The organism is Desulfobacula sp. (genome assembly GCF_030611305.1).
Taxonomy (GTDB): domain Bacteria; phylum Desulfobacterota; class Desulfobacteria; order Desulfobacterales; family Desulfobacteraceae; genus Desulfobacula.
The window spans coordinates 1-23,956 of the sequence record NZ_JAUWQB010000026.1 but is presented as its reverse complement, the minus strand read 5'-3'; the positions used below and the strand labels follow the sequence as shown (position 1 = coordinate 23,956).

The 23,956-nt window shown below is 40.5% G+C and carries 24 protein-coding genes; 22 read left to right on the top strand and 2 right to left on the bottom strand.

Annotation, left to right across the window (positions count from 1 at the left end):
* Nucleotides 1-339 precede the first annotated feature (339 nt).
* The 7 genes from aroF to rpmB all read left to right on the top strand — a co-directional run bounded on the left by aroF (nt 340) and on the right by rpmB (nt 5,342).
* Nucleotides 340-1,347: a 3-deoxy-7-phosphoheptulonate synthase gene (gene aroF, locus QAI40_RS07125; protein WP_299977948.1), complete on the top strand. Its 1,008-nt coding sequence runs from the start codon at nt 340-342 to the stop codon at nt 1,345-1,347.
* A gap of 2 nt (nt 1,348-1,349) precedes the next feature.
* Entirely contained in the window at nt 1,350-2,381 is a 1,032-nt protein-coding gene (gene aroB, locus QAI40_RS07120; protein ID WP_299977951.1) for a 3-dehydroquinate synthase, read from the top strand.
* An 18-nt stretch (nt 2,382-2,399) separates the two neighbouring features.
* Entirely contained in the window at nt 2,400-2,975 is a 576-nt protein-coding gene (rbr, locus tag QAI40_RS07115; RefSeq protein WP_299977953.1) for a rubrerythrin, read from the top strand.
* A gap of 175 nt (nt 2,976-3,150) precedes the next feature.
* Entirely contained in the window at nt 3,151-3,477 is a 327-nt protein-coding gene (gene trxA / locus QAI40_RS07110; RefSeq protein WP_299977957.1) for a thioredoxin, read from the top strand.
* Nucleotides 3,478-3,489: 12 nt separating this feature from the next.
* Nucleotides 3,490-4,410, top strand: coding sequence for a thioredoxin-disulfide reductase (gene trxB, locus QAI40_RS07105; protein ID WP_299977960.1), 921 nt, complete (start codon nt 3,490-3,492; stop codon nt 4,408-4,410).
* A 2-nt stretch (nt 4,411-4,412) separates the two neighbouring features.
* Nucleotides 4,413-5,063: an outer membrane protein assembly factor BamD gene (locus QAI40_RS07100; RefSeq protein ID WP_299977963.1), complete on the top strand. Its 651-nt coding sequence runs from the start codon at nt 4,413-4,415 to the stop codon at nt 5,061-5,063.
* Nucleotides 5,064-5,147: 84 nt separating this feature from the next.
* Nucleotides 5,148-5,342: a 50S ribosomal protein L28 gene (gene rpmB / locus QAI40_RS07095; protein WP_299977966.1), complete on the top strand. Its 195-nt coding sequence runs from the start codon at nt 5,148-5,150 to the stop codon at nt 5,340-5,342.
* A 95-nt stretch (nt 5,343-5,437) separates the two neighbouring features.
* Here the strand turns inward: rpmB and QAI40_RS07090 are convergent, their stop codons facing one another.
* A complete protein-coding gene (locus QAI40_RS07090; RefSeq protein WP_304511527.1) occupies nt 5,438-5,695 on the bottom strand; it encodes an ACT domain-containing protein in 258 nt (85 codons plus the stop codon).
* 703 nt (nt 5,696-6,398) lie between these two features.
* On the opposite strand from QAI40_RS07090, the gene QAI40_RS07085 reads away from it, so the two are divergent.
* The 15 genes from QAI40_RS07085 (at nt 6,399) to QAI40_RS07015 (ending at nt 21,381) form a co-directional block, all read left to right on the top strand.
* Complete coding sequence (locus tag QAI40_RS07085) at nt 6,399-7,073, top strand: GntR family transcriptional regulator (protein ID WP_299977972.1); 675 nt, start codon at nt 6,399-6,401, stop codon at nt 7,071-7,073.
* A 343-nt stretch (nt 7,074-7,416) separates the two neighbouring features.
* Nucleotides 7,417-8,532: a TRAP transporter substrate-binding protein DctP gene (gene dctP, locus QAI40_RS07080; protein ID WP_299977975.1), complete on the top strand. Its 1,116-nt coding sequence runs from the start codon at nt 7,417-7,419 to the stop codon at nt 8,530-8,532.
* Nucleotides 8,533-8,667: 135 nt separating this feature from the next.
* Nucleotides 8,668-9,174 (top strand): TRAP transporter small permease subunit, encoded by a 507-nt coding sequence (locus tag QAI40_RS07075; protein ID WP_299977978.1) that lies wholly within the window; start codon nt 8,668-8,670, stop codon nt 9,172-9,174.
* Nucleotides 9,167-10,498, top strand: coding sequence for a TRAP transporter large permease (locus QAI40_RS07070; protein ID WP_299977981.1), 1,332 nt, complete (start codon nt 9,167-9,169; stop codon nt 10,496-10,498). Before QAI40_RS07075 ends, QAI40_RS07070 begins: the two co-directional genes overlap by 8 nt.
* A 73-nt stretch (nt 10,499-10,571) precedes the next feature.
* Nucleotides 10,572-11,906, top strand: coding sequence for an MmgE/PrpD family protein (locus QAI40_RS07065; RefSeq protein WP_299977984.1), 1,335 nt, complete (start codon nt 10,572-10,574; stop codon nt 11,904-11,906).
* 29 nt (nt 11,907-11,935) lie between these two features.
* A complete protein-coding gene (locus QAI40_RS07060) occupies nt 11,936-12,748 on the top strand; it encodes an NAD(P)-dependent oxidoreductase (protein WP_299977986.1) in 813 nt (270 codons plus the stop codon).
* Between the two features lie 15 nt (nt 12,749-12,763).
* Nucleotides 12,764-13,630 (top strand): 3-hydroxyacyl-CoA dehydrogenase, encoded by an 867-nt coding sequence (locus QAI40_RS07055; protein ID WP_299977989.1) that lies wholly within the window; start codon nt 12,764-12,766, stop codon nt 13,628-13,630.
* A complete protein-coding gene (locus QAI40_RS07050) occupies nt 13,627-14,406 on the top strand; it encodes an enoyl-CoA hydratase-related protein (protein WP_299977991.1) in 780 nt (259 codons plus the stop codon). Before QAI40_RS07055 ends, QAI40_RS07050 begins: the two co-directional genes overlap by 4 nt.
* A 47-nt stretch (nt 14,407-14,453) precedes the next feature.
* The gene (locus QAI40_RS07045) at nt 14,454-14,852 is read left to right on the top strand and encodes a VOC family protein (RefSeq protein WP_299977994.1); all 399 of its coding nucleotides are present in this window, start codon (nt 14,454-14,456) and stop codon (nt 14,850-14,852) included.
* Nucleotides 14,853-14,918: 66 nt separating this feature from the next.
* Nucleotides 14,919-15,623: a ketopantoate reductase family protein gene (locus tag QAI40_RS07040; RefSeq protein ID WP_299977997.1), complete on the top strand. Its 705-nt coding sequence runs from the start codon at nt 14,919-14,921 to the stop codon at nt 15,621-15,623.
* Nucleotides 15,617-15,943 carry a ketopantoate reductase family protein gene (locus QAI40_RS07035; RefSeq protein ID WP_299978017.1) on the top strand — a complete coding sequence of 109 codons (327 nt, stop codon included), beginning with the start codon at nt 15,617-15,619 and terminating at the stop codon, nt 15,941-15,943. The genes QAI40_RS07040 and QAI40_RS07035 overlap by 7 nt, the downstream gene beginning before the upstream one ends.
* Nucleotides 15,944-15,987: 44 nt before the next feature.
* On the top strand, nt 15,988-17,253 hold the full coding sequence (locus QAI40_RS07030; protein WP_304511526.1) for a thiolase family protein: 1,266 nt from the start codon (nt 15,988-15,990) through the stop codon (nt 17,251-17,253).
* 47 nt (nt 17,254-17,300) lie between these two features.
* Complete coding sequence (locus tag QAI40_RS07025) at nt 17,301-17,843, top strand: universal stress protein (protein WP_299978000.1); 543 nt, start codon at nt 17,301-17,303, stop codon at nt 17,841-17,843.
* A gap of 60 nt (nt 17,844-17,903) precedes the next feature.
* Nucleotides 17,904-19,067 (top strand): glutaryl-CoA dehydrogenase Acd, encoded by a 1,164-nt coding sequence (gene acd, locus QAI40_RS07020; RefSeq protein ID WP_299978003.1) that lies wholly within the window; start codon nt 17,904-17,906, stop codon nt 19,065-19,067.
* A gap of 31 nt (nt 19,068-19,098) precedes the next feature.
* Nucleotides 19,099-21,381: an acetate--CoA ligase family protein gene (locus QAI40_RS07015; protein ID WP_299978006.1), complete on the top strand. Its 2,283-nt coding sequence runs from the start codon at nt 19,099-19,101 to the stop codon at nt 21,379-21,381.
* 387 nt (nt 21,382-21,768) lie between these two features.
* On the opposite strand, the gene QAI40_RS07005 is transcribed toward QAI40_RS07015, so the two are convergent.
* On the bottom strand, nt 21,769-23,922 hold the full coding sequence (locus tag QAI40_RS07005) for a RelA/SpoT family protein (protein WP_299978009.1): 2,154 nt from the start codon (nt 23,920-23,922) through the stop codon (nt 21,769-21,771).
* Nucleotides 23,923-23,956: the final 34 nt, after the last annotated feature.

The window sequence follows — 23,956 nt, the reverse complement described above, 5'->3', positions numbered from 1 at the left end:
ACTAAAATCAAACAATACTTTAAAAATCTTTATTATTTTTATTGACAAAAAAATTTAATTATTTATAATCTTTTTTCATTATGTTGTTCTTGTATATAGAAACAAAAATCAATCGGCAACAACCCGGCAAAAGTGCTGCGGCAGGTTTCCCACTTTGGCGATGGTGGCGCAAAAACACCTGTAGCAGCGGTCTAACTTAAAAAACAGAACCATAACTTAAAACAAAAAGGCTGCAGGCAAACATTGCAGCTTTTTCCTATTTTAGGGCTGTAGAAACTTATAGCCTTTTTTATTGCTCAAAGGGTTGAATACTGATACAAAATCAAATGGAGGGAAACAATGTTAGTAGTAATGGAAAAAGGCACAAGTGAAGAAAAAATTCAAGCTGCGGTAAACGCAATTGAAAAAAGAGGTTACACCGCTCGCCCCATACCCGGAGGAGACAGGGTATCCATCGGAATTCTGCACAATAAGGGTTCTGTCGATGCCACCCATTTTTTAGGGCTTGACGGTGTAAAGGAGGTTATTCCGGTGACAAAACCGTATAAACTTGTCAGCCGGGAGTTTAAGCAGGAAAACACCCACATTAAAGTTGGTGATGCTGTTTTCGGCAATGGAAGCTTTCCCGTAGTTGCCGGCCCCTGTGCTGTTGAAAGCGAAGAACAGGTCATGTCTATTGCAAAATCTATTAAAGAGGCCGGTGCAAAATTATTTAGAGGAGGTGCGTTTAAGCCCAGGACCTCTCCTTATTCTTTTCAAGGGCTTGGGAAACAAGGCCTTAAATTTTTAGCAAAAGTACGGGAAGAAACAGGGTTGCCCGTTGTAACCGAAGTCATGGATGTTGAAAATTTTGATCTGGTTGAAGAATATGCTGATGTTGTCCAGATCGGCACCAGAAACATGCAGAACTTCAGTCTTTTAAGACGTGCCGGAAAATCAAAAAGACCTGTAATTTTAAAAAGAGGGATGTCAGCCATGCTTCAGGAGTGGCTCATGGCGGCTGAATATATCATGGAAGAAGGCAACAGCAATGTCATTCTTTGTGAAAGAGGCGTAAGAACCTTTGTAAGACACAGCCGAAACACCTTAGACCTTTCTGTTGTACCGGCAGTTAAAAAAGAAAGCCATCTTCCCATCATTGTTGATCCCAGCCATGCAGCCGGTGTCAGGGACCAGGTCATACCCCTTGCTTATGCTTCAGCAGCGTTAGGTGCGGATGGGGTGATGATTGAAGTTCACAATCATCCGGAAGACGCCTTGAGCGATGGTGCACAGTCTTTATATCCCCATCAGTTTTTTGCAGCTATGGAAAAAATGAACGCCATCCATGCAATTGTTGGGAAATAATAATGGAAATATTCCATGTTAAAGGCCGGTCAAAGCTTTCTTCCATCTATGTAGGAGAAAGCCTTAAAAACCTGGAAAATTATCTGCCTGACTCCCAAACCATTATCATCACAGATGAAAATATAAAAAAATATTATCAAAAAGATTTTCCAAATGTTCCCGTCATCACCATTGGAACTGGAGAAGGTATTAAAACCCTTGCCACTATTGAAACCATATTTAAAAAACTTGTTCATCATTCCTGTGACCGCTCAAGCTTTATTGTGGGAATCGGCGGTGGTATTGTCTGTGATATTACGGGATTTGCAGCCTCTACCTTTTTAAGGGGAATAAACTTCGGGTTTGTATCCACCTCTCTTTTGTCCCAGGTTGATGCCAGTATTGGCGGAAAGAACGGGGTTAACCTGGATTCCTATAAAAATATGGTGGGGGTCTTTAACCAGCCCGAGTTTGTCATTTGTGATCTTGATCTTTTAAACACCCTGCCCAAAAAAGAAATTTCAAACGGGCTTGCTGAAATCGTCAAACACGCACTGATTTCAGATACCGACATGTTTAATTTTATCGAAAATAATAAACAAAAAGCCCTTGCCCTTGATTATGACACCATTTTCAGACTTGTCGCAGATTCCTTAAGAATCAAATCCCAATTGGTCCAGCAGGATGAAAAAGAATCTGGCGAAAGAAGAAAACTCAATTTCGGTCACACGATTGGCCATGCCATTGAAAAAATTGAAAAAGCAGGCCACGGAAGGGCTGTCGCCCTGGGAATGGTGGCTGCTGCCATATTTTCACAGGCCAGGCATCTGATAAACCAGGGAGATGTTTCAAGAATCCGTTCACTCTTAAATGATCTTAATCTGCCAGTAACCCTTGATTATAATGCAAAAAAAATCATCAGCGCTGCCGGAAAAGACAAAAAAAAACAGGGCAACGACCTTTTTTACATTTTCCTTGAAAAAATTGGAAGAGCACGGGTTGAAAAAATCAGCTTTGATGAAATGAATGAATTCATAACATCGGCCTTTAAATAATAAAAGGAGGGAAAAATTATGGCAAGCGTAAAAGGAACCCAAACGGAAAAAAATCTGTTAACCGCATTTGTTGGTGAGTCCCAGGCAAGAAACCGGTATACTTATTTTGCCAGTGCGGCGAAAAAGGAAGGCTTTGTTCAAATTTCTGATATTTTTACAGAGACCGCCAACCAGGAAAAAGAACATGCTAAACGATTTTTCAAATTTCTTGAAGGCGGAGAAATTGAGATTACAGGTGCATTCCCCGCAGGTGTGATCGGAACAACTCTTGAAAATCTCAAAGCGGCAGCAGCAGGAGAGGAATATGAATGGACAGAAATGTATCCTGATTTTGCCGCAACTGCCAGGAAAGAAGGCTTTGATGCCATTGCCATGGTATTTGAAATGATTGCTGTTGCAGAAAAACAACATGAAAAAAGATATACCGACCTGGCTGTCAATATTGAAACGGGAATGGTATTTAAAAAACAGGGCAGCACAAAATGGAGATGCAGAAACTGCGGGTATGTCCATGAAGGAGAAGAGGCCATTGAAATGTGCCCGGCTTGTGTCCATCCACAGGCTCATTTTGAGCTGCTGGCTGAAAACTGGTAAAATTTAATATACTTGCCAATACGAATTTAAGGGGTAAAACAGCTTTTATTAAATCATCAAAAGCGTTTGCCCCTTATTTATTCAGACAGCATTTGATTAATTGACAAAGAATGAATAAGAACATATATTTACAGGATATTTTTTAAACCATAAACATAAATTTAGGACGGTTGCCATGACACAAAATATAATTGAACTTGATGATGATTCCTTTGAGGATAAAGTTCTCAAATCAGATAAGCCTGTAATGGTAGATTTCTGGGCACCCTGGTGTGGTCCTTGTAAAGCCATTGCCCCGACCGTTGATGCCCTTGAAAAAGAATATGGCAATAAAATGACATTTGTAAAAATAAATGTTGATGAAAATCCGATCAGCCCCAGCAAATATGGTGTTCAGGCAATTCCTACGCTGATTTTCTTTAAAAATGGAGAAATAGCAGATCAGATCACCGGAATGGTTGCCAAAGAAAAACTTGAGGAAACTATCAAGGGCGTCCTTTAAGGAGAGGTTATAATGACAACGACTGACCATGATCTTGTAATTATTGGTGCAGGTCCTGCCGGTCTGACAGCAGGAATCTATGCCGCCAGGGCAAGGATGAATGTCCTGCTATTGGAAAAAGTCGTACCAGGTGGTCAGATCCTGGTGACCGACTGGATAGAAAATTATCCTGGTTTTCCCGAAGGCATTTCAGGGTTTGATCTTGCTGAAAAAATGAAAATCCAGGCTGAAGAACTGGGATTGAAAATTGAAACAGCAGAGGTTCATTCCCTCAATCTTTCCGGGGAATTAAAAGAAATCGTTCTAAAAGACAGGAGTATCACGGCCAAAAGTCTTATCATTGCATCCGGTGCATCCCCGAGAACACTTGGTATCGGCGAAGACAAATTCATGGGAAAGGGCATTTCTTTTTGTGCCACATGTGATGCTCCTTTTTTTAAGGATAAAACTATTGTTGCTATTGGCGGAGGAGATACGGCTGTACAAGAGGCCATATATCTGACAAAATTTGCTAAAAAAGTCTATCTGGTTCACAGAAGAGATGAGCTCCGAGCCACAAAAATACTTCAGGAACGGGCCTTTGAAAATGATAAGATTGAATTTGTTTGGGACAGTATTCCAACTGGTGTAGAAGGCTTCTTCGGTGTGGAGGGTGTCAAGGTAAAAAATGTAAAAACCAATGAAGAAAAAACCATAAAAGCGGACGGCTGTTTTATATGGGTCGGTATTTTACCCAACACCTCTTTTTTGAATGATGCCGTTGAAACAGATGAATTTGGATTTATTCGATCTGATGCAAAAATGCAAACATCTGTTCCCGGCGTATATGCTGTCGGTGATGTAAGAGATACCCCATTAAGACAGATAGCAACTGCAGTAGGGGACGCTGCTATTGCTGCTGTTTCTGCAGAACATTTTATTGGGAACCTATAATTATGAAAAAACTATTTTTGTTCTTTGCGATTGTTTTACTACTTTCCGGGTGCTCGTGGTTTGAAACGTCACATGAAATGGAAAAAAATGCCGGCGAGCTTGTTTCAGAAGGGTCTTCTGCCTTTGTTTCAGGAGACTATAAAACTGCGGTAAAAGCCTATACAGACTTGAAGGATTGGTATCCGTTCAGCAAGTACGCTATTTTAGCTGAGCTAAAAATTGCTGATTCCCATTATCATCTTGAAGAGTATGACGAAGCAATGATCGCCTATGAAGAATTTGAAAAAATGCACCCAAGAAATGAAGCTATTCCCTATGTTATTTACCAGACCGGGCTTTGCTGGTTTAACCAGATTGATACGATAGACAGGGACCACACCCCTGCTAAAAACAGCCTGACTCAGTTTAACCGCCTTATTGACCAACACCCTGAAAGTGAGTATGCCCAGAAGGCAAAGGAAAATATTAAAAACTGTATGGAAAACCTTTCAGGACATGAACTCTATGTGGCCAATTTCTATTACAAAACAAAACGATATAAGGCTGCGTTGAAAAGATATGAGTATCTTGTCGAGAACTATCCGGGTTCAAAAGAAAGCAAAGAAGCATTGAATAAAATCCCTAAGTGCCGGGCATTGGCAAACAAAATTTAAAATTTTCTTTACTTTTATTTATTTTTGCTGTATCAATCCCAGGTAATTTTTGTTTAAAAAGATTTTTGCTTTAGGAGTATAAAAATGTCGAAAGAATGTGCAATTTGCGGAAAAAAGCCAATGGTTGGCAATAATGTCAGTCATGCCCACAACCTGAATAAGAGAAAATTTAATCCTAACCTTCAAAGAGTTCGTGCAGTTATTAAACAAGGTTGTGTTAGAAAAATAGATGTATGCACGAGTTGTATTAAAGCAGGAAAAGTAATTAAAGCGTCCTAAACCGCTTCTCTGTTACATTATTTCAATGATACAAATATTCTGGTTCGGGCAGTTTAAATATAAGACAGCCCGAACCTTTATTTTTGTACTGTGATTTATTCGGCGCGGATGATCCGTTTGACATCAATTACTTTTTTAACTATTCTGATATCAGACATAATTTTTCGAAGCTGATCAGAACTTTCAACCAGGACGGTAAAATACAACAGCGCCAATCCTGTTTCCTGGGTTTCAGTCTTTGCGTTTAAGATATTTGATTTATTTTTGCTGATCACCGAGGCAATATCTGCTAAAGTGGTTACCAGGTGTTTTAATTTCCTTGTAAGCGGTTCGTTCTTCAACCTGTTTTTCAATAAAAGGGAAAAAAACCTCTTGTTCTTCAAACCAAATCTGTGATAATTTTCTCATAAAGCTGCTTCTCTTGCAGCTTTTCATCAATTATTAACCCTTGTTAATTCTAAAAATATAAATTATTTTTTTTCTGCAAGAGACTCCTATAAAACAAAGATTAAAACTCCCTCAAAAAGATGACAAAAAACTGTTGCTGGTTACGCAATACCTCATAACAGATAATCCAGCATGGTTGCAAAATTTTATCATAAACGGTTGCAAAATTTACTGTGGTTTTGATGCTGATAAAACCGGCGATACTATGACAAATAAAATGATCAACCGATACCCTTCAATCAAAAGACTTCGTCCATCAAAACATGATTGGAATGACGTACTTCAAGCATCTTTTCTTTAAACTCCTCCATTGTTCGGCTACCCTGCCAAATTTTTTAAAAATACTACTTGGGGAAAAAATGGTTTCTTAATGGATTGTGCTGTGAACGAACGCCTCAATTTATCAGAGCGAAGCTGTCTCAATTTATGTGAGCGAAGCTGTCTCAATTTATGTGAGCGCCATAGTTTTGTCCCTACAAATCCAGACAAGTTATTTGCTCTCAACAAAAAATAAACACAAAAAATAAATTTTAGTTGACAAGCCAAGAGTTATGTGTTTATGCTGATTGTATACAATATTGTATATTATATAAACTAACGGTTGTGAATATGGACACTTCGAAAAAAGCACTAAGGGAAATAGTATTTAATCAAATCGTTGATGATATTATTCATGGCAGGATAAATGCTGGGGAAAAATTATTAGAAATTACATTGGCTAAAAAATTTAATGTCAGCCGTACCCCTGTTCGCGAAGCTTTGCTACAACTAGAAAAAGAGGGTTATACATCACACACTAAAGATACGGGGACTATCGTCAGAAAAATTTCGGCTCAAAGGGTACAAGAAATTTATGAAATTTTAGGCATACTGGAAGCAAATGCCGTTGAGCAGGTTAGTGTTGATATCATTTCCAAAAAGGACTTATCTTTCTTGGATGGACTTAATAATGAAATGGAAAGATTGGCCAATGGGAAGAAATATGCGGAATATATGCAAAAAAACTCGGAATTCCATAACTATTTTCTAAAAAAACAGGGTAATAAAACCCTTATGGAAATCGATAGTGACCTACGAAGGAAGATATACAGACGGGTATCTGAGGGGCTGTCACTTCCGATTCAAATAGACAACTATGTAGATTCACACAAAAAAATTATAGAAGCACTAAAACTGAAGAATGGGGAAAAGGCAAAAAAACTAATGCTGTTGCATCTAAAAGAAGCTGCGTGCGGCTTGACCAAGGAGATAGAGAAACCCTCAAGATGGGTACTTAGATTGTAGATTTATGGGCTATGGACATAAGCCGGGACACCCAGTAGAATAAGGCTCTTCTGGAATGCCCTATTCCTGAGGCCTACCTGCTGGATGACTCTCATAAACTGGTTCAAACTGTCCCGCTTTAGGTCGCCAGCCGATTTGTGATGCACTTATATTTAGGTGATATTTTATCTCAAAATTGTGGAGAGGTAAAAAAAAATGGAGCGTCAATTGCATACAATACTACATACAATGCTAACTAAAAACCCCATAAGCCAATGAGGAGGTGAACCGACCAGCAAACAAAATAATCTGTCTACTATGGCAAAATTAAACCTATAACAATTAATGTGTAAAGGGAGAAAAAATGAAAAAGCAAATGTTTAACAGCCACTTTCTGCAGGTATTTGCAATTCTGTTTGTTCTTATAGCAATGTTTACAACTAATGCAACTGGAAAAGTTATCAACTGGAAAATGACAACTTGCTGGCCTCCGTCAATTCAATTTATTGAGGCCGACAAGCATTTTGTTAACCTCGTTAATACCCTGGCTGATGATAATCTACAGATTAAATTTTTTGAAGGGGGTGCTTTAGTACCTGCCTTTGAGCTCCTTGATGCTGTCTCACAAGGCACAGTCCAGGCCGGAGGTGATTGGCCAAACTATTGGGCTGGTAAAAACTCGGCCTTCGATCTGCTCGGAGCGTTCCCAATGGGTCTAACACCTTCCGATTACATGGTTTGGATCTACCAGGGAGGCGGGTTCGAATTATACCAGGAGCTCTATAGTCAATTCGGAATTGTTTATCTGCCCTATTGGGTTTCTACTGCGGAATCAGGGGTTAGAGGAAACAAACCGATAAGAACGCTTGCTGATTATAAAGGTTTAAAAATCAGGATGTCCGGTCAAACCCAAGGAAAAATATTAAAAGATCTTGGCGCTTCACAAGTAATGCTCTCAGGTGGAGAAATTTATCAAGCACTTGAAAAGGGTGTTATAGATGCAGGTGAATTTTCAGACCCGGCAAATGATTGGGGGTTGGGCTTTCAGGAAGTAACCAAATATTGGGCAACCCCCGGTTGGCATCAACCAGCTTCAGTCGGAGGTGTCATGATAAACAAAAAAGCTTGGGATAGTCTGCCTGCCAAAACACAAGAACTGCTGAAGACAATTGCAGCGGCTACTTTCGGTTGGACATATACCTATTATGAATATTCTTCAGCTATTGCGACTCAAAAATTTCTTGACAAGGGAATCCAGGTTACTCGGCTCAGTGATGAAGATTTAGATAAAATTCAGGAGTTATCCTGGAAGCATCTTCTTGAATCCAGTAAGGAAAATCCTATGTTTGCTAAAATAGCCTATTCCCAACTCAATTTTATGAAAATAGAAGCTAAGTGGCGTTCAATAGCGAGTCCTTTTACAGCTGGACGTAACCCTGTGCTTCCTGATCTTGAAGCAATAAAGAAGTATTCAGAATAATATTATACACAGGATATTATATTCAGATGCCTGGAAAGTCAAATTGCGCGACTTTCCAGGCAACAAGATTGATTTGCAATCATAAAACGCAACATTAAAATTATTAAAGACCTCTTTAGGTTTGGAGATTATATAGTGAAAAAAATCATCCATATCATAGACAATCTTAATGAATGGATTGGAAGGATTGTCAGTTGCTCCATAGTAGTACTCACTTTGCTGGTGGTTATCGAGGTAATCATGCGATATGTGTTTCGCAAACCGACAATTTGGAGTTTTGAGGTAACAACGCAACTATTCGGTTTCTATTTTATGACACTTGCTGGCTATAGTCTACTGCATGGCGCTCATGTCGGAGTGGATGTTGTTTCTGAGACGTTAACCCAAAAGAAACAGGCTTTTCTTCAAATACTTTCGTATGTTCTGTTTTTTTTCCCTTTTTGTCTTGTGTTATTGTACCAGGGAACGGTTTATGCCACCAAATCATGGGCAATAAAAGAAACAAGCTGGAGCGTTTTTGCTCCTCCTTTGTATCCTATTAAAACAGTAATTCCCATATCTGCTTTTTTACTGTTGTTGCAGGGGGTGGTAATTTTTTATAAAGAAATACAAAAATATAAAAAAGAGAAAAAAAATGTTTGAAGTAAGCCCGGAATGGATAACAATCCTCATGTCTATTAGCCTTTTAGTTGGGTTACTTATGGGACACAGCTTGGCATTTGTATTAGGTGGATTGGCCGTAATTTTTGGGTTTATCGGGTGGGGGCCGGATTGTTTTTATATGTTTGCAGGGCGCATCTATAATCTAATGAACGATTACATTTTATTGGCGATCCCACTTTTTATTTTTATGGCCAGGGTGTTGGACAGTTCTGGAATCGCTGAAACCCTTTTTGATGCCATGAGATATTTGTTCGGGCCAATTAAAGGTGGTATCGCCATAGCTGTCATCGTGGTTTCTACACTGTTTGGCGCTTGTACCGGTATAATCGGTGCCTCTGTTGTTACAATGGGCCTTTTAGCATTGCCAGTAATGCTAAAATATGAATATGATAAAAGGCTGAGTTGCGGCTGCATCTGTGCCGGTGGAGCGCTGGGAATTTTAATTCCCCCGAGTATTATGCTCATTATTATGGGCAATCAGGCAAATCTATCTGTTGGCAAACTCTTTGCCGGATCAATTGGACCAGGCCTGATGTTATCATTTCTCTACATTGGTTATATCCTAATCAAATGCAACTTAAACCCGACTATGGGGCCAGCATTATCGAAAGAGGTACGTTCCGAGGTTTCCAATAAAACAATTGCGAAAATGGTTCTTAAATCAATGGTCCCTCCAATGGTCCTCGTTATAGGTGTGCTTGGAACTATTTTTTTCGGAATAGCAACCCCCACAGAAGCATCTGCTGTTGGAGCTTTTTTAGCGTTTGTTTTGGTGTTGGCCTATAAAAGATTTGATGCCAAAGAATTTTTTGAAGCAATCACACAGACGGCAAAAACCACATCTATGGTAATGATGATTCTGGTTGGGGCGACCTGTTTTACTGGCGTTTTTTTAGGGCTGGGTGGAGGCGATGTTGTTCGTGATCTAATTTTGGGAGTTGGATTCGGGAAATGGGGAACGTTCGCAATCATGATGTTAATCCTGTTTGTACTTGGTATGTTTATAGATTGGATCGGCATAGTTATGATCGTTTTTCCAATTTTTCTGCCGATTGCTGACCAGCTCGGGTTTGATAAACTTTGGTTTGTTATCATTATGGCGGTAATGCTTCAAGACTCTTTTTTGACACCACCATTTGGCTATGCTCTGTTTTATCTAAAAGGAGTGGCGCCCCCTGAGGTTAAAACCAAGGACATTTATTGGGGGGCTTTTCCATTTTGGAGATTAATGGAACTGGGATTACTTATTTGTATAATTTTTCCAGGACTCATCACGTGGTTGCCCTCGGTACTTATCGATTAGAGATATCAAATATACATGAATAATAATCCAATAAAACGATCGGGAATTTCAACATACATAAAGGAGAGAGATAATGTCTATAATGGATCAACTTGCAGCATTTGTTTTTGAAACTGATTTTCAGGATATACCAGATGAAACTGTTCTTTATACAAAAGCACTGACCTCAAAAATAGTCGCGGCCATGTTAACGGGCTCTACAACCGTTGCCGGAAAAAGAATTATCAAGTATACCGAATCAAAAAATGCCCCTGGAGAAATTGGTGCTATAGGCTCTGGAAAGAAATTTCTAATAGAAGACGCGATCTTTATTAACGGAATTACTTCTCACGCTGCTGAGCTGGAAGATGATCAATTCCCTTCGGCCACCAGCGATATTACTATTTTTCCTGTGATTTTTCCTCTGGCAGAAAAATTAAACTTAACCGGTAAAGAAGTTATCACGGCCGCGGCTCTTGGTATTGAGGTCATGAACCGGATTGGAATGTTTACTTTATCATCTAAAGGTTACACGGATCTTCCATTTTATGGCGTTATTGGTGCGTCCGTGACTGCTGGCAAAGCCCTTGGGCTTGATCGGGAACAGCTTAAGAATGCTATGGGCATAGCAATGGGCTGTGCCAGTGGATTCATCATTAATTTCGGTACGGATGCTCACTATATTGAATCTGCTGTTGCCTGCCGCAATGGATTGATGGCAGCCCAGTTAGCAAAGATGGGCATGACCGGGAGCTGGGATGTTGAGAAGTGGTTATCTCAAATGTGTACCGGCCATAACTACGATGCTAAGTCAATTGTAAAAGATTTGGCAGGAGCAAGATGGCGCGTTCATGAGACGTGGATAAAGAAATACCCTTGCTGCTTTTTAACCCACCGACATATTGATATGATGCTGGAAATACTGGTAGAGCAGGAATTAACAGTGGATGCCATTGATATCATAAAGATTCATGTGGGGCCGGTTGACAACACATGCAATCGTCCTGAGCCTATCCATACAGAAGATGCACGTTTTAGTTTTCATCATATAATGGCAGCTTTAATGATAGATGGTGATGTGAACAGTTGTCACTTTTCACAGGAAGTATTGCAATCTTACGAATTCCAGAAGGCCTGGAAAAAGGTGATAGTAATTAATCATTCTGAATGGCCAGCAGAGTTCATGAGTGGCATAGCAAAAATCGAAGTATTACTTACCGACGGCAGAAAGATTACTAAGGAAAGAGTTCAGGCTAAAGGAGGCCCTGATTCCCCCTTGACCATTGATGAAGTTCATTTATTGTATGAAAAATATACATCTGATGTTCTACCTCCTGATGATATGGCAGAAACATGGCAGATGATTATTGGACTTGAAAACCATGATAATCTGAACGCCTTGCTCGAAAAACTGATTTATATTCAATAAGAAAGTGCGCCAAGCAATGAGGAAACAAAATGGAAAAAGCGATAGGATTTATTGGACTGGGAGAGATGGGTTATCCAATGGCAAAAAACTTAATAAATGCCGGATACAAACTCAATGTTTATGATATTGACAAAAAATCATTAAGACAAATTGAAAAAATCGGTGCCCAAGTCGCAAAGTCACCTATGGATGTCGCAGCCTGTTCCGAAATGGTAATCATTGCAGTCAGAACCACTTCACAGGTTGAACAGATTATTAAAGGCGAGAAAGGAGTTCTTGCCAACACCGGTCAACTTGAAACCATTATCGTTGTATCAACAATTGATCCTTTGATCGCTTGCGATCTGGCCGAGCAGTCTGAGAAGAAAGGCCTAATATTTTTGGATGCTCCAATTAGCGGTGGCAAGGAAAGGGCTGGGACAGGAGACTTAACTATTATGGTCGGTGGGTCTGAAAGTGGATTTCAGAAATACAAAAAGATATTTGATGTGCTCGGAAGCCATACTTTTTATCTTGGCGATTCAGGTATGGGCCAATATGCAAAGCTGATCAATAATATGCTTCTGCTGGTGAACATGTGTGCAGTGCACGAAGCTAAAAATCTGGCAAACAAGGTCGGCCTCAAATCGGATACGTTGTTTGATCTGCTCAAAGTAAGTACAGGTGATTCATGGGTTGTCAACAATTGGCAGATTGTTCGATCATGGAAGGAAGATTATCAGAAAGGAGGAACACTTGATTTGCTCTATAAAGATATTGACATGACACTCTCTGTGGCGGAAATTCATGAAATTCCGATGTTTCTGTCGTCGCTTGCTAAACAACTCGTAAGATACAAATAATAAGGAGACAAAATTATGATGGGAAAAAAGGTTGCAGTTTTAGGAGCGGGCGTCATGGGTAGGGGTATCACTCATGTTTGTGCAGCCGGTGGCTTTGATGTGACAATGTATGATATAGAAAGTGCCTTGCTTGAAAAATCTATTGATACCATTGCTTCCAATCTCCAAAAGGGTGTTACATTAGGAAAACTGGAAGCTGCGGAGAGAACGGCTGCACTACAGCGAATAAAATATTCCACGGATTTGGCAAAGGCAACGGCCGAAGTTGATCTTGTCATAGAAGCGATTCCCGAAGATCTTGAATTGAAGCAAAAGGTCTTTTCAGAACTCGATAAATTATGCCTGGCGCATACAATATTCGCAAGTAATACTTCATCTATGAGCATAACCGAAATCGCGTCGGTTGTTGGCAAACCGGAAAGAACAATCGGCTTGCATTTCTTCAACCCGGTTCACATGATGAAACTTGTTGAAATCGTGTGTGGTTTGGAAACATCAGAAAAAACTTTTAAAAATTGCGAGGAAATGTGCCGCAAGATGGGGAAAATAACAGTAAAAATTAACGAGTTCCCCGGGTTTGTAACAACACGAATTAATGCGTTGATCGGCAATGAGGCTTTTAATATGCTCCAAGAGGGCTTAGGCTCGCCAGAAGATATCGATATGGCTGTAAAACTTGGTTTAAACCATCCAATGGGGCCATTTGAAATGGTAGATCTCGTTGGATTGGACACTCGCTTGAATATACTTCAATACCTTCATAAAACCCTTGGTGATAAATATCGACCGGCGCCGTTAATGGTTAAATACGTAAAGGCGGGAAGACTGGGTCGGAAAGTGGGAAAGGGGATCTATGATTACAAGGAGAAACAAGTAAAATGAAAGCTGAGTTTAAAAATTTAATTTTTGAAAAGGTCGGTGGGATCGGTATTACGACTGTGAATCGTCCAAAAGTCCGAAATGCTCTCGATAAAGAAACCTGGGCAGAAATTGATAGGGTTTTGACTTTGGTTGAAAACGATCAGGAAATAAGAGTACTAATTTTCACTGGCACCGGAGAGAGCGCATTTGTATCCGGTGCTGATATTAATGCATTAAATGATCGGTCGGTTAAAGAGACTTTCCTTGGAAAGAATATTAAAATACTAAAGCGGCTGGCCCTGCTTGACAAGATAAGTATTGCAGCGATTAACGGATATGCGCTTGGCGGTGGCTGTGAGTTAGCAATGGCTTGCGATATCCGGATTGCTTCTGAAAATGCCAAATTTGGTCAACCGGAATTGAATTTAGGAATTCTGCCTGGCGCGGGTGGCACTCAGCGCCTGTCACGGCTGGTTGGAACAGCAAAAGCGAAAGAATTGATATTAACCGGTGAGATTATCGATTCAGTTGAGGCTCTACGGATTGGACTTGTCAACAAGGTTGTGGCAGTAGGATGTGCCCTGGATGCTGCTAAAGCGACAGCAGAAGCAATCCTTAAGAAGTCTGCGCTATCAGTAAAATTAGCTAAAGCTGTGATTGACGCGGGGATTGACGGAAGTATTGAAGCGGGGTTGCTGATGGAAAGGCTTTCGCAGACAATAATATTTGGAAATGAGGATCATTCAGAAGGACTGACAGCGTATTTGGAAAAGCGATCCCCTGTTTATAAAAACTAATAACTCTGATTTAAGTACTTAGAGAACCTCGAGAAAGGAGTGGGCCATTGAAACCTTTACTGATAGATCATATTGGCATTATTGTAAAAAACATAGAATTATCGTTACTGTTTTATCAGGGTATCCTTGGTCTTCCGTTAACTGGAATCGAAAAAAATTCGGAACACAATATTACTATTGCTTTTTTAAGTTGTGGGGAAACATTAGTGGAGCTGATTCAACCCACGGGTGATGGTGCGTTTAAACAGTTTATAGAGACAAGGGGTGAAGGTCTGCATCATCTGGCCGTTAGGGTTGAAAACATCGAAGAGTCTATTGATAGTCTCCGGTGCAATAGTGTGCCTTTACTTGACCTCCATCCAAAAAGTGGCAGCGGAGCTTCAAAAATTGCATTTTTAGATGCCTGTGCGGCTAATAATGTTTCTATTGAATTAATTGAACGATAATTAATCCAGGATTAGATTTGCTGGTAGTAATCGGATCGAACCAATAAAATCAGAGGGGTTACACAAATGCGCATAGCACTGCTGGGTGTGGGGTCTTTAGGTACGGCACTTGGAGGGATGATTAGTAAGTCAGGGCAGGAAATTGTACTGATTGACGGCTATGAATCCCATGTTAAAGCCTTAAATGCGAAGGGTGCCACGATTACAGGAAAAATGCAGCTAAATGCCGATGTAAAAGCATGCCTTTTAAATGAAATTGAAGGAACTTTTGACATCGTCTTTTATTTGGCAAAGAGTACCAACAACGAAGTTTATCTGCCCGCTATACTCCCACATTTAAACGATAAAAGCATTGTTTGTACCCTCCAGAATGGGTTGCCAGAAGAGCTTGTCTCTCGGTTTGTTGGAAAAGAAAGAGTCATCGGCGGCTTTGTATATTGGGGGGCCAGTTTAGTGGAACCCGGGGTTACCGAGATGACCACCGAAAAGGATCAATTAATCTATGAAATTGGCGAAATTGATGGCGGTATAACTCCCAGACTCTATAGAGTTAAAAAGATTTTGGATTTAGCCGGAGAATGTCTGATTTCTGAGAATTTGATGAGGGTCAGATGGACTAAATTGTCCTTTAACTCCGCAATGAGTGGCATGTCAGCAGCCCTGGGTTGTACCTACGGCGATGTTTTAAATAATGAGAAAGCAATAGTGTGTGCGGCATTTATAAAAAATGAGGTGCTAAAAATTGCGCATGCCCAGGGTATAAACTGCTAACTGTTGATGGCACAAATTTTGAGGATTTTGAACTTGCTGACAGTGAATCTGACCTTGAGCGCGTAAAGCCATTAATAATTAATTGTTACAAGGGGTACCGGAAGGTTATTGCCAGTATGCTTTATGACCTGCATTTGAAGAGAAAAACTGAAATTGAAGCCATTAATGGAATGATTGCCTCTAAGGGCGATATGCTCGGTATCGACACTCCTTTTAATGATAAAGTGGTTGAACTAGTAAAAGAGGCTGAACAAAATAAAACTGTAAATGTATTTGCTAACTTAGAAAAATTCAACCAAATCCTTGAGGGAAAAAATTAAGAACATTTTAGAAGAATAAAAGACTAATTAAAATTGGAGGTGTTATGGAAAAAGTAATGATTTGCGGTTCTGTACGTACACCGATCGGCAGCTATCTAGGTGGATTTAAAGACATCCCGGCATATAAACTTGGAGCGCTGGTTATTGATGAAGTAGTAAAGAAGGCCGGCGTTAGCCCAGAGGATGTCGACGAGGTGATTATGGGGCAATCTTACCAAAATGGCGAATCCGTAAATATAGCACGCGTGGCGCTGCTTGCCGCCGGGTGGCCTATGGATATCCCCGGTATCACAATAGATAGAAGGTGCTGTTCCGGCCTGGATTCAATTTGTTTCGGAGCAATGAAAATTCAATGCGGCTATGCTGACGTGATTGTGGCTGGAGGTATTGAAAGCATGAGCCAGACTGAGTTCTATATCCCGGGCGAATTTATAAAATGGGGTACTGGTGGAAGATTTGATCAAAAATTGGGATTTATGCCCAGAGGTCATGGTGCGGTGTCCACTTGGGGCATGCCTATTTATGACCGCATACAACGAGCCCGCGTCATGTCACAGCCTATTGAAAGATTCGGTGAGTTGAACTCGATGATGTCTTGGGCAGAGGCTGCTGCAAGAGAGGAAGGTATTACCCGGGAAGCGGCCGATAATTGGTCGCTGCGAAGCCATCAAAAAGCCTGTGCGGCCATTAAATCGGGAAAGTTCAAAGAGGAGATCGTTCCAGTATCGATTCCTTCGAGAAAAGAAACCATAATTCTTGATACGGACGAACCGCCACGGGCAGAAACATCGATAGAAAAACTCAGAAAACTAAAAACGGTATATGATGGCGGAGTGTGCACGGCGGGAAATTCGGCAACAGAAAATGATGGAGCTGCTGCGGTTGTTTTAATTTCTAAAACTAAGGCCAGACAGCTTGGGATTAAACCAGTTGCCCGTCTGGAGTCATTTTCAGTAGCAGCAGCAGATCCAACGCTTACCTACCCAGCAGTTCCGTCTTCGGTTACAAAGGCTTTAAAAATAGCTAACCTTACCATTGATCAAATGGATCTCATAGAGATCCAAGAAGCTTTTGCAGTCCAGGTTCTTGCGGATGCCAAGTTGATGGGTATCAATGGAAAGGTTTTGGAAGATAAAGTAAATGTGAACGGGTCTGGGATTTCCCTGGGGCATCCTATTGCCGCCACCGGCACAATGAGAATGGTGAGTCTGATACATGAACTATACAGGCGTAACGGAGTTTATGGATTAGAAACAATATGCGGCGGCGGCGGTCATGGCATTGCTGCAATCATCAGCAGGATGACGTAATTCGGCTTTGATCTAAGTCGTAAATTATCATTAAGGAAATTGAAAACATGACTCCTGAAATCAAAAAAATTCTTTTTGCAACCGACCTTTCCAAAAATTCACAAATTGCTTTTGATTTTTCATTGAGCCTGGCCGAAAAATACGAAGCCCGAATTTATCTTCTACATGTAATGCGTAAGTTGAGTTCTGCTTCCGAAAGGTTATTAATCAGCGCACTAAATGAAAAAAAGTTAAAAACCATAAGATCCAAACATAATCAAAAAGCAAGGGATGTACTTATCGGCAAGAAACAACAGGTTGTTGATCAACCGCAATTAGGTATTTCCTGTAAAGAAGAATCATTAGAGCCAGAATCCAAGCTTAATAAACTACAGGTAATAGAAATAATCGCAGAAGGCAAAAATATTACAGAAGTTATATTAAAGGAAGCGGATACTCATGGCTGTGATCTGATCGTTATGGGATCTCACGCCCAAACAGGCCTTGAGAAATTATTTATTAGTGACACGATTCGATACGTACTACGCAAGTCTGAAATACCAATCTTAGTTATACCTATTTCAGGCAAAGAATATGTACCAGACCCATGACGTAAAATATACTTATTTAACTATATATTAATATTTTATCAAAAAAGGAGAATATTTAAAATGGAATTTGAATTAACAAAAGAACAAAAAATGCTTGAAAAAGCCGTCCGGGAATTTGCGCAAAAAAAGATAGCCCCTTTTGCTAATGAGTGGGATTCGTCTAACTATTTACCCATAAAAGAAGTGATAAAACCTATGGGTGAACTCGGGTTTTTCGGCGCCACAATACCCGAAGAATACGGTGGTGAAGACATGGGCTTTATGGCGTCAGTTATAATTACTGAGGAAATCGCCAGGGCCTCCAGTTCTCTTCGCGTACAATACAACCTGCTGGGGCTAGGGTGCGCCCACCCAATCTGTATGTATGGCACTGAGGAGGTAAAAAAGAAATATGTACCAAAACTGTGCAGTGCCGAATATATGGGTGGATTTGCCATCACTGAACCTGATACTGGCTCTGACGTTATGTCTATAACAACTACAGCTGAAGACTGTGGTGACCATTGGTTGCTAAACGGTTCCAAGACCTGGATTTCAAATGCGCATGTGGCCGATGTTATTGTAATGTACGCCTACACCGACAAATCCAAGGGAAACAAGGGGCTGTCGGCATTCATAGTAGAAATGAAAAATTTCAATGGTATAACCACCAGTGAATTGGAAAAACTTGGCTCCCACTCCTCACCAACAGGTGAAATATTTTTAAACAATACAAAGGTCCCTAAGGAAAATATCCTGGGGGAACCCGGTGATGGTGCTAAAATTGTTTTCAGTTCCTTAAACAATACGCGAATATCTGCCGCCGCTGGCGCTGTGGGGTGCGCCCAAGTTTGTCTGGACGAATCTATTAAATATTGCAACTCCCGCAAGCAGTTTGGTAAACAGATTGGGCAGTTTCAAATGAATCAGGATCTCATTGCTCAAATGTCCACTGAGATCGAAGCTGCCAGATTACTGGTCTATAAGGCAGCATGGCAAAAAGATCAGGGCAATACAAAAAACGGACTTGAAACAGCTCAGGCTAAATATTTTGCCGGAGAAACAGCAATGAAATGTGCAAACTATGCGATGCGGATTCTCGGCGCTTATGGATATTCCACGGAATTTCCTATTGCCCGGTACTATCGTGATATTCCAACCTATATTATCGTTGAAGGCTCTGCGAATATTTGTAAGATGATTATCGCTATGGATCAGCTTGGCTACCGTAAGGCTAACCGTTAAATTTTTAGACTGTGTGTGAGAGGTAAATGCTTTGAATAAGAATAAAAGAAATCATTATTTTACAGGTGATAATGGCCAAAATTTTATAAAAGACCGGGAACCATCAATAGATATATCCATTGAACCCCTTTTTAATCCATGCTCGGTTGCTATTGTCGGGTGTTCAGGAGATCTTTCTCGCTTAAGCGGCAGGCCGCTGAAATTTTTACTTGATAATAATTATAAAGGACAAATTTATCCTATAAACCCTAAGTATAATGAAATCAATGGTATCCGATGCTACCCCAATATTAAAGAGATCCCGGAAACGGTTGATGTCGCTTTATTAATCGTACCGGCTTCCCGCATGGAGTCGGTTTTTCAAGATTGTGTGGTTGCTAAAGCAAAATCAGCGATTATTTTTAGTTCTGGATTTGCCGAGTTGGGAAAAGAGGGCCAAGATGTTCAGGAAAAAATCAAGCATTTGTCTCAAAAAAATGGATTGCCTGTTTTAGGGCCTAACTGCTTAGGCCTTATAAACTTGATCGATTCAATTCCGCTTTCATTTTCCAGTGTCTTGGAAGAAAAAAATCTTCAAAAAGGTGATCTCGCATTGGTCAGCCAAAGCGGAGCCATTGCCGCATATATTCTCGGGGTAGCTCAGGAAGCAAAAATTGGTTTTTCTCATTGGGTTACAACCGGTAATGAAGTCTCTCTGGATACTTTTACGGTAGCCCGGTATTTACTCATGAAAAAAGAGGTTAAGGGAGTACTCGTATATTTAGAGGAATCGAGGAACCCAGATGAATTGATTCGAGCTGGTATTATAGCCAGAGAAATTGGCAAACCGCTGATTTGCCTTAAGGTTGGACGTTCTCAATCTGGTAAAAGAGCAGCGCTTTCACATACAGGTGCACTGGCAGGCTCGGACGAAGAATACTCAGCATGTTTCAGAAAGGCTGGTATAATTGAAGCTAACCACATCGAAGAATTGCTTGACCTTGGAGTTGTGCTAAGCAAGGGTTTGAATCCTAAGGGTAATCGAGTTGCAATTATGAGTATTTCCGGTGGCGGGGGGATTATTTGTGCTGATCGATGTGAAGAGCTGGGCCTGGAAGTGCCTGAACTGAAAACCGAAACCCAGAATAAGCTGAAAGATGTAATACCTCAATTCGGGTCATACAAAAATCCCATTGATTTGACTGCAGAACTGATTTCATCTCCGGGCCTTTTAAAGAAAAGCATGAAAATTATTCTTGACGATCCAGATACAGATTCAATTGTTCTTTTCCTTGGAGGCAATAAAGAGAATGCAATTTCGCTTTCACTAGATATTATTGAAATAGTCAAGGAAGCGCGCAAGACCAGTGGAAAGCCAATACTTGTTTCCTGGATGGCAGCTCCGTCTGAAGCGATTGAAGGGCTTAGAAAATATGGGATTCCCCTTTTGTTTGACGGGGTTCGGACTATAAAAGCATTATCGCAGCTTGTAAATATGAATAGACATAATTGCGAATATAAAGCTCATATGAAAGATGATGGCCCGACGGCTTTTACTACACCGGTACAGATGAGTTCTTCTTATAATAATCTTGCTATTGGAGTTTCGAAAATCGAAAAGGTAAAATCAATGTTGATATCCGAAATGCCGTCAAACTATAATAGCGGCGCATATCCGCTTTCTGAATACGCAAGTAAAAAAATGTTGCATGAACTGGGCCTTGCAATTCCGAAGGGGGGACTTGCAAATACAGCCGGAGAAGCTATTAAATTGGCAGAGCATATTCGTTATCCGGTAGTGGCAAAAATAAACTCACTGGACATCCTGCATAAAAGCGATATCGGTGCATTGAAAATAGGGATAAATGGACCTGACGCGTTGAGAAAAGCGTTCGACGAAATTCTGGAAAACGCACATAATGCAGCACCTAAAGCGTTACTCAACGGTATATTTATTGAGGAAATGGTGCCAAATGCTATAGAATCCATCGTTGGGCTCAGATTCAGTGATAAATTTGGTCCTGTTATTCTTTTTGGAGCCGGAGGCATTTTTGTTGAACTATTGAAAGATACTAGTTTGAGATTAGCACCTGTCAATAAAGCAGAAGCGTTAGAAATGCTATGCGAACTCAAGACAAGAAAACTTTTCTCCGGCTTTCGCGGAATGGCTGTACGTGACATTGACGCAGCAGTTAATGCCATCGTTACCATATCAAATTTAGGCTCGCTTTTAGGACGTCATCTCGTCGAACTGGACATTAATCCGTTGTTTATCCTAGAGGAAGGAAATGGCATAATGGTGGGAGATGCCTTAATGATTATCAATCCAGAATAATATTTGGTCACTATTGCAGTTCATATTTTTAGTCTAATGTGAAAACCCTGGTGGTCCTGAGCGACCCTAAAAGGTTTTACCGTTCCGGCGTGAGAAAAATGTAATAAAGGTTCTTCCCCGGGAAAGCTCCAAAAGAAGAAGAGAGGAAGAACCTATGAAAGATTGACAATCATTATCACATGTAAAGTATAACCTTCAAAGAGTTCGGGCCGTTATTAAACAAGATTGCGTTAGAAAAATAGATGTCTGCACAAATTGTATTAAAGCAGGAAAAGTAACCAAAGCGTCCTAAACCGCTTCTCTGTTACATTATTTCAATAATACAAACATTCTGGTTCGGGCAGTTTAAATATAAGACAGCCCGAACCTTTATTTTTGTACTGTGATTTAATCGTTTCGGATGATCCGTTTGACATCGGTCACTTTTTTCACTTTTCTGATTTCTGACATAATTTTTCGAAGCTGATCAGAACTTTCAACCAGTATGGTAAAATAGAACAGACCAACACCTGTTTCCTGGGTTTCGGTTTTTGCACTTAAAATATTAGATTTATATTTACTGATAACAGAGGCAATATCTGCCAGAAGCCCGAACCTGTCATTCGTTCTGACCTTGATACTGGCAGGATAGGATTCTGTAAAATCATCACTCCACTGGACTTCGATCTGGCGCTCATTGCTCAATTTCATAATATTTAAGCACCCTTTCCGGTGAATGGTTACCCCCTGGCCCTGTGTGATGTAACCGATAATACGGTCGCCCGGAAGAGGATTGCAGCATTTTGAAAACTTAACAAGAATATCATTAAGCCCTTTTACAATGATGCCTGTGCTCTCTTTTTTCTTTCGCTTTCCAACCAGTTTCTGAAGAATATTTCCTTCTTTAATTTCCTGTTTTTCAAGATTCGGCAGGGCTTTATTCAAAATCTGCAAAGGAGTAAGTTTTCCAAATCCCACATTGGCGATCAGATCATCAATCTTTTTAAACCCATAGGTATCGGCAACCTTTTTGATTTCCCCTGATTTAACCAGGGCATTAAAATTCTGGTTTCTCTTTCTGAATGTCTTTTCACACATCTCACGCCCCAGAGAATAACTTCTCTCTTTTTCCCGGGCATTGATCCAGGAGCGTATTTTAGTCCTGGCTTTTACGGTTTTTACAGAATTGAGCCAGTCAGGGCTTGGATTATGGCCTTTGGTTGTAATAATTTCAATGGCATCGCCGGTTTTCAGCTCATGGGTGAGCGGCATAAGTTTTCCATTGACCTTTGCTCCTGTACACGCTGCACCGACTTCCGTATGTATCAGATAAGCAAAATCTACAGGCGTGGCTTTTTTAGGCAGGGTCTTAATGTCGCCCAGAGGTGTGAATACATATATTTCGCCAGGGTATAAATCAATACGGACATTTTCCAGGAATTCGTCCGGATCATTATAATTTTCCTGGTTTTCCACAAGCTTTCTGATCCAGGAAAACAGCTCTCCGGCACTCTTATCAACCTTTGAGCCTTCTTTATAACTCCAGTGGGCTGCGATCCCGGATTCTGCAATCTGGTCCATATCATTGGTCCTGATCTGAATTTCAACCCGTTCGCCTTTTGGACCCACAACCGTGGTATGGATGGATTGATACATATTGGGCTTGGGATTACCGATATAATCTTTAATTTTATAGTAAATCGGCTTCCACATGGAATGGATGGCACCCAGGGCAGCATAACACTGAGGAACCGAATCAAGAATGATTCTAAAGGCTATAATGTCATAAACTTTATCAAATTCAAGGTTTTGGGAAATCATTTTCTGGTAAATGCTGTAATGCTGCTTGTATCTCCCTTTTATTTCAGCTTCCAATCCCATTTCTCTCATTTTTTCATGAAGTTTCTCATTGACCTCTTTAATGTAATCTTCTTTTTCGTCCTTGGCTTTGTTCACCAAGGTATCAATATGTTCATATTCGTCCCTTAAAGTATAATAAAAAGCCTTTTCCTCCAGTTCATACTTTATCCAAAAAATCCCCAGGCGTGCGGCTATCGGGGCATAAATATCAAGGGTTTCCTGGGCAATAGCCGCCTGCTTTTCAGGACTCTGGTGATATTTAAGGGTTCTCATATTATGAATTCTGTCCGCAAGCTTGATCAAAACCACCCGGATATCATCTGCCATGGCAAGAATCATTTTTCGTAAACTTTCTGCCTGCTGGGCTATTTTGGTTGAAGTTTGAAGGGCTGAAAGTTTTGTTACACCGGAAACAATATGGGCAACATCGGGTCCGAACATCTTCTCAATATCTTCTCTGGTTGCCGGGGTGTCTTCAATGACATCATGCAGGAGGGCTGAAGCAATGCTCTCAACATCCAGCCGCATATCGGCCAAAATATCGGCCACCTCAAGAGGATGGGACAGATAGGGTTCCCCGGAAAGCCGGACCTGGCCTTCATGAACCCTTGCCGAGTAAATATAGGCCCGGTCTATAATATCCGAATCGCCTCCGGGATTATACTCATAAATTTTATCAAGTATGTCGGTAATCCTGATCATGAGCTATGCTTAATATGCTTTTGCAAAAAGTACC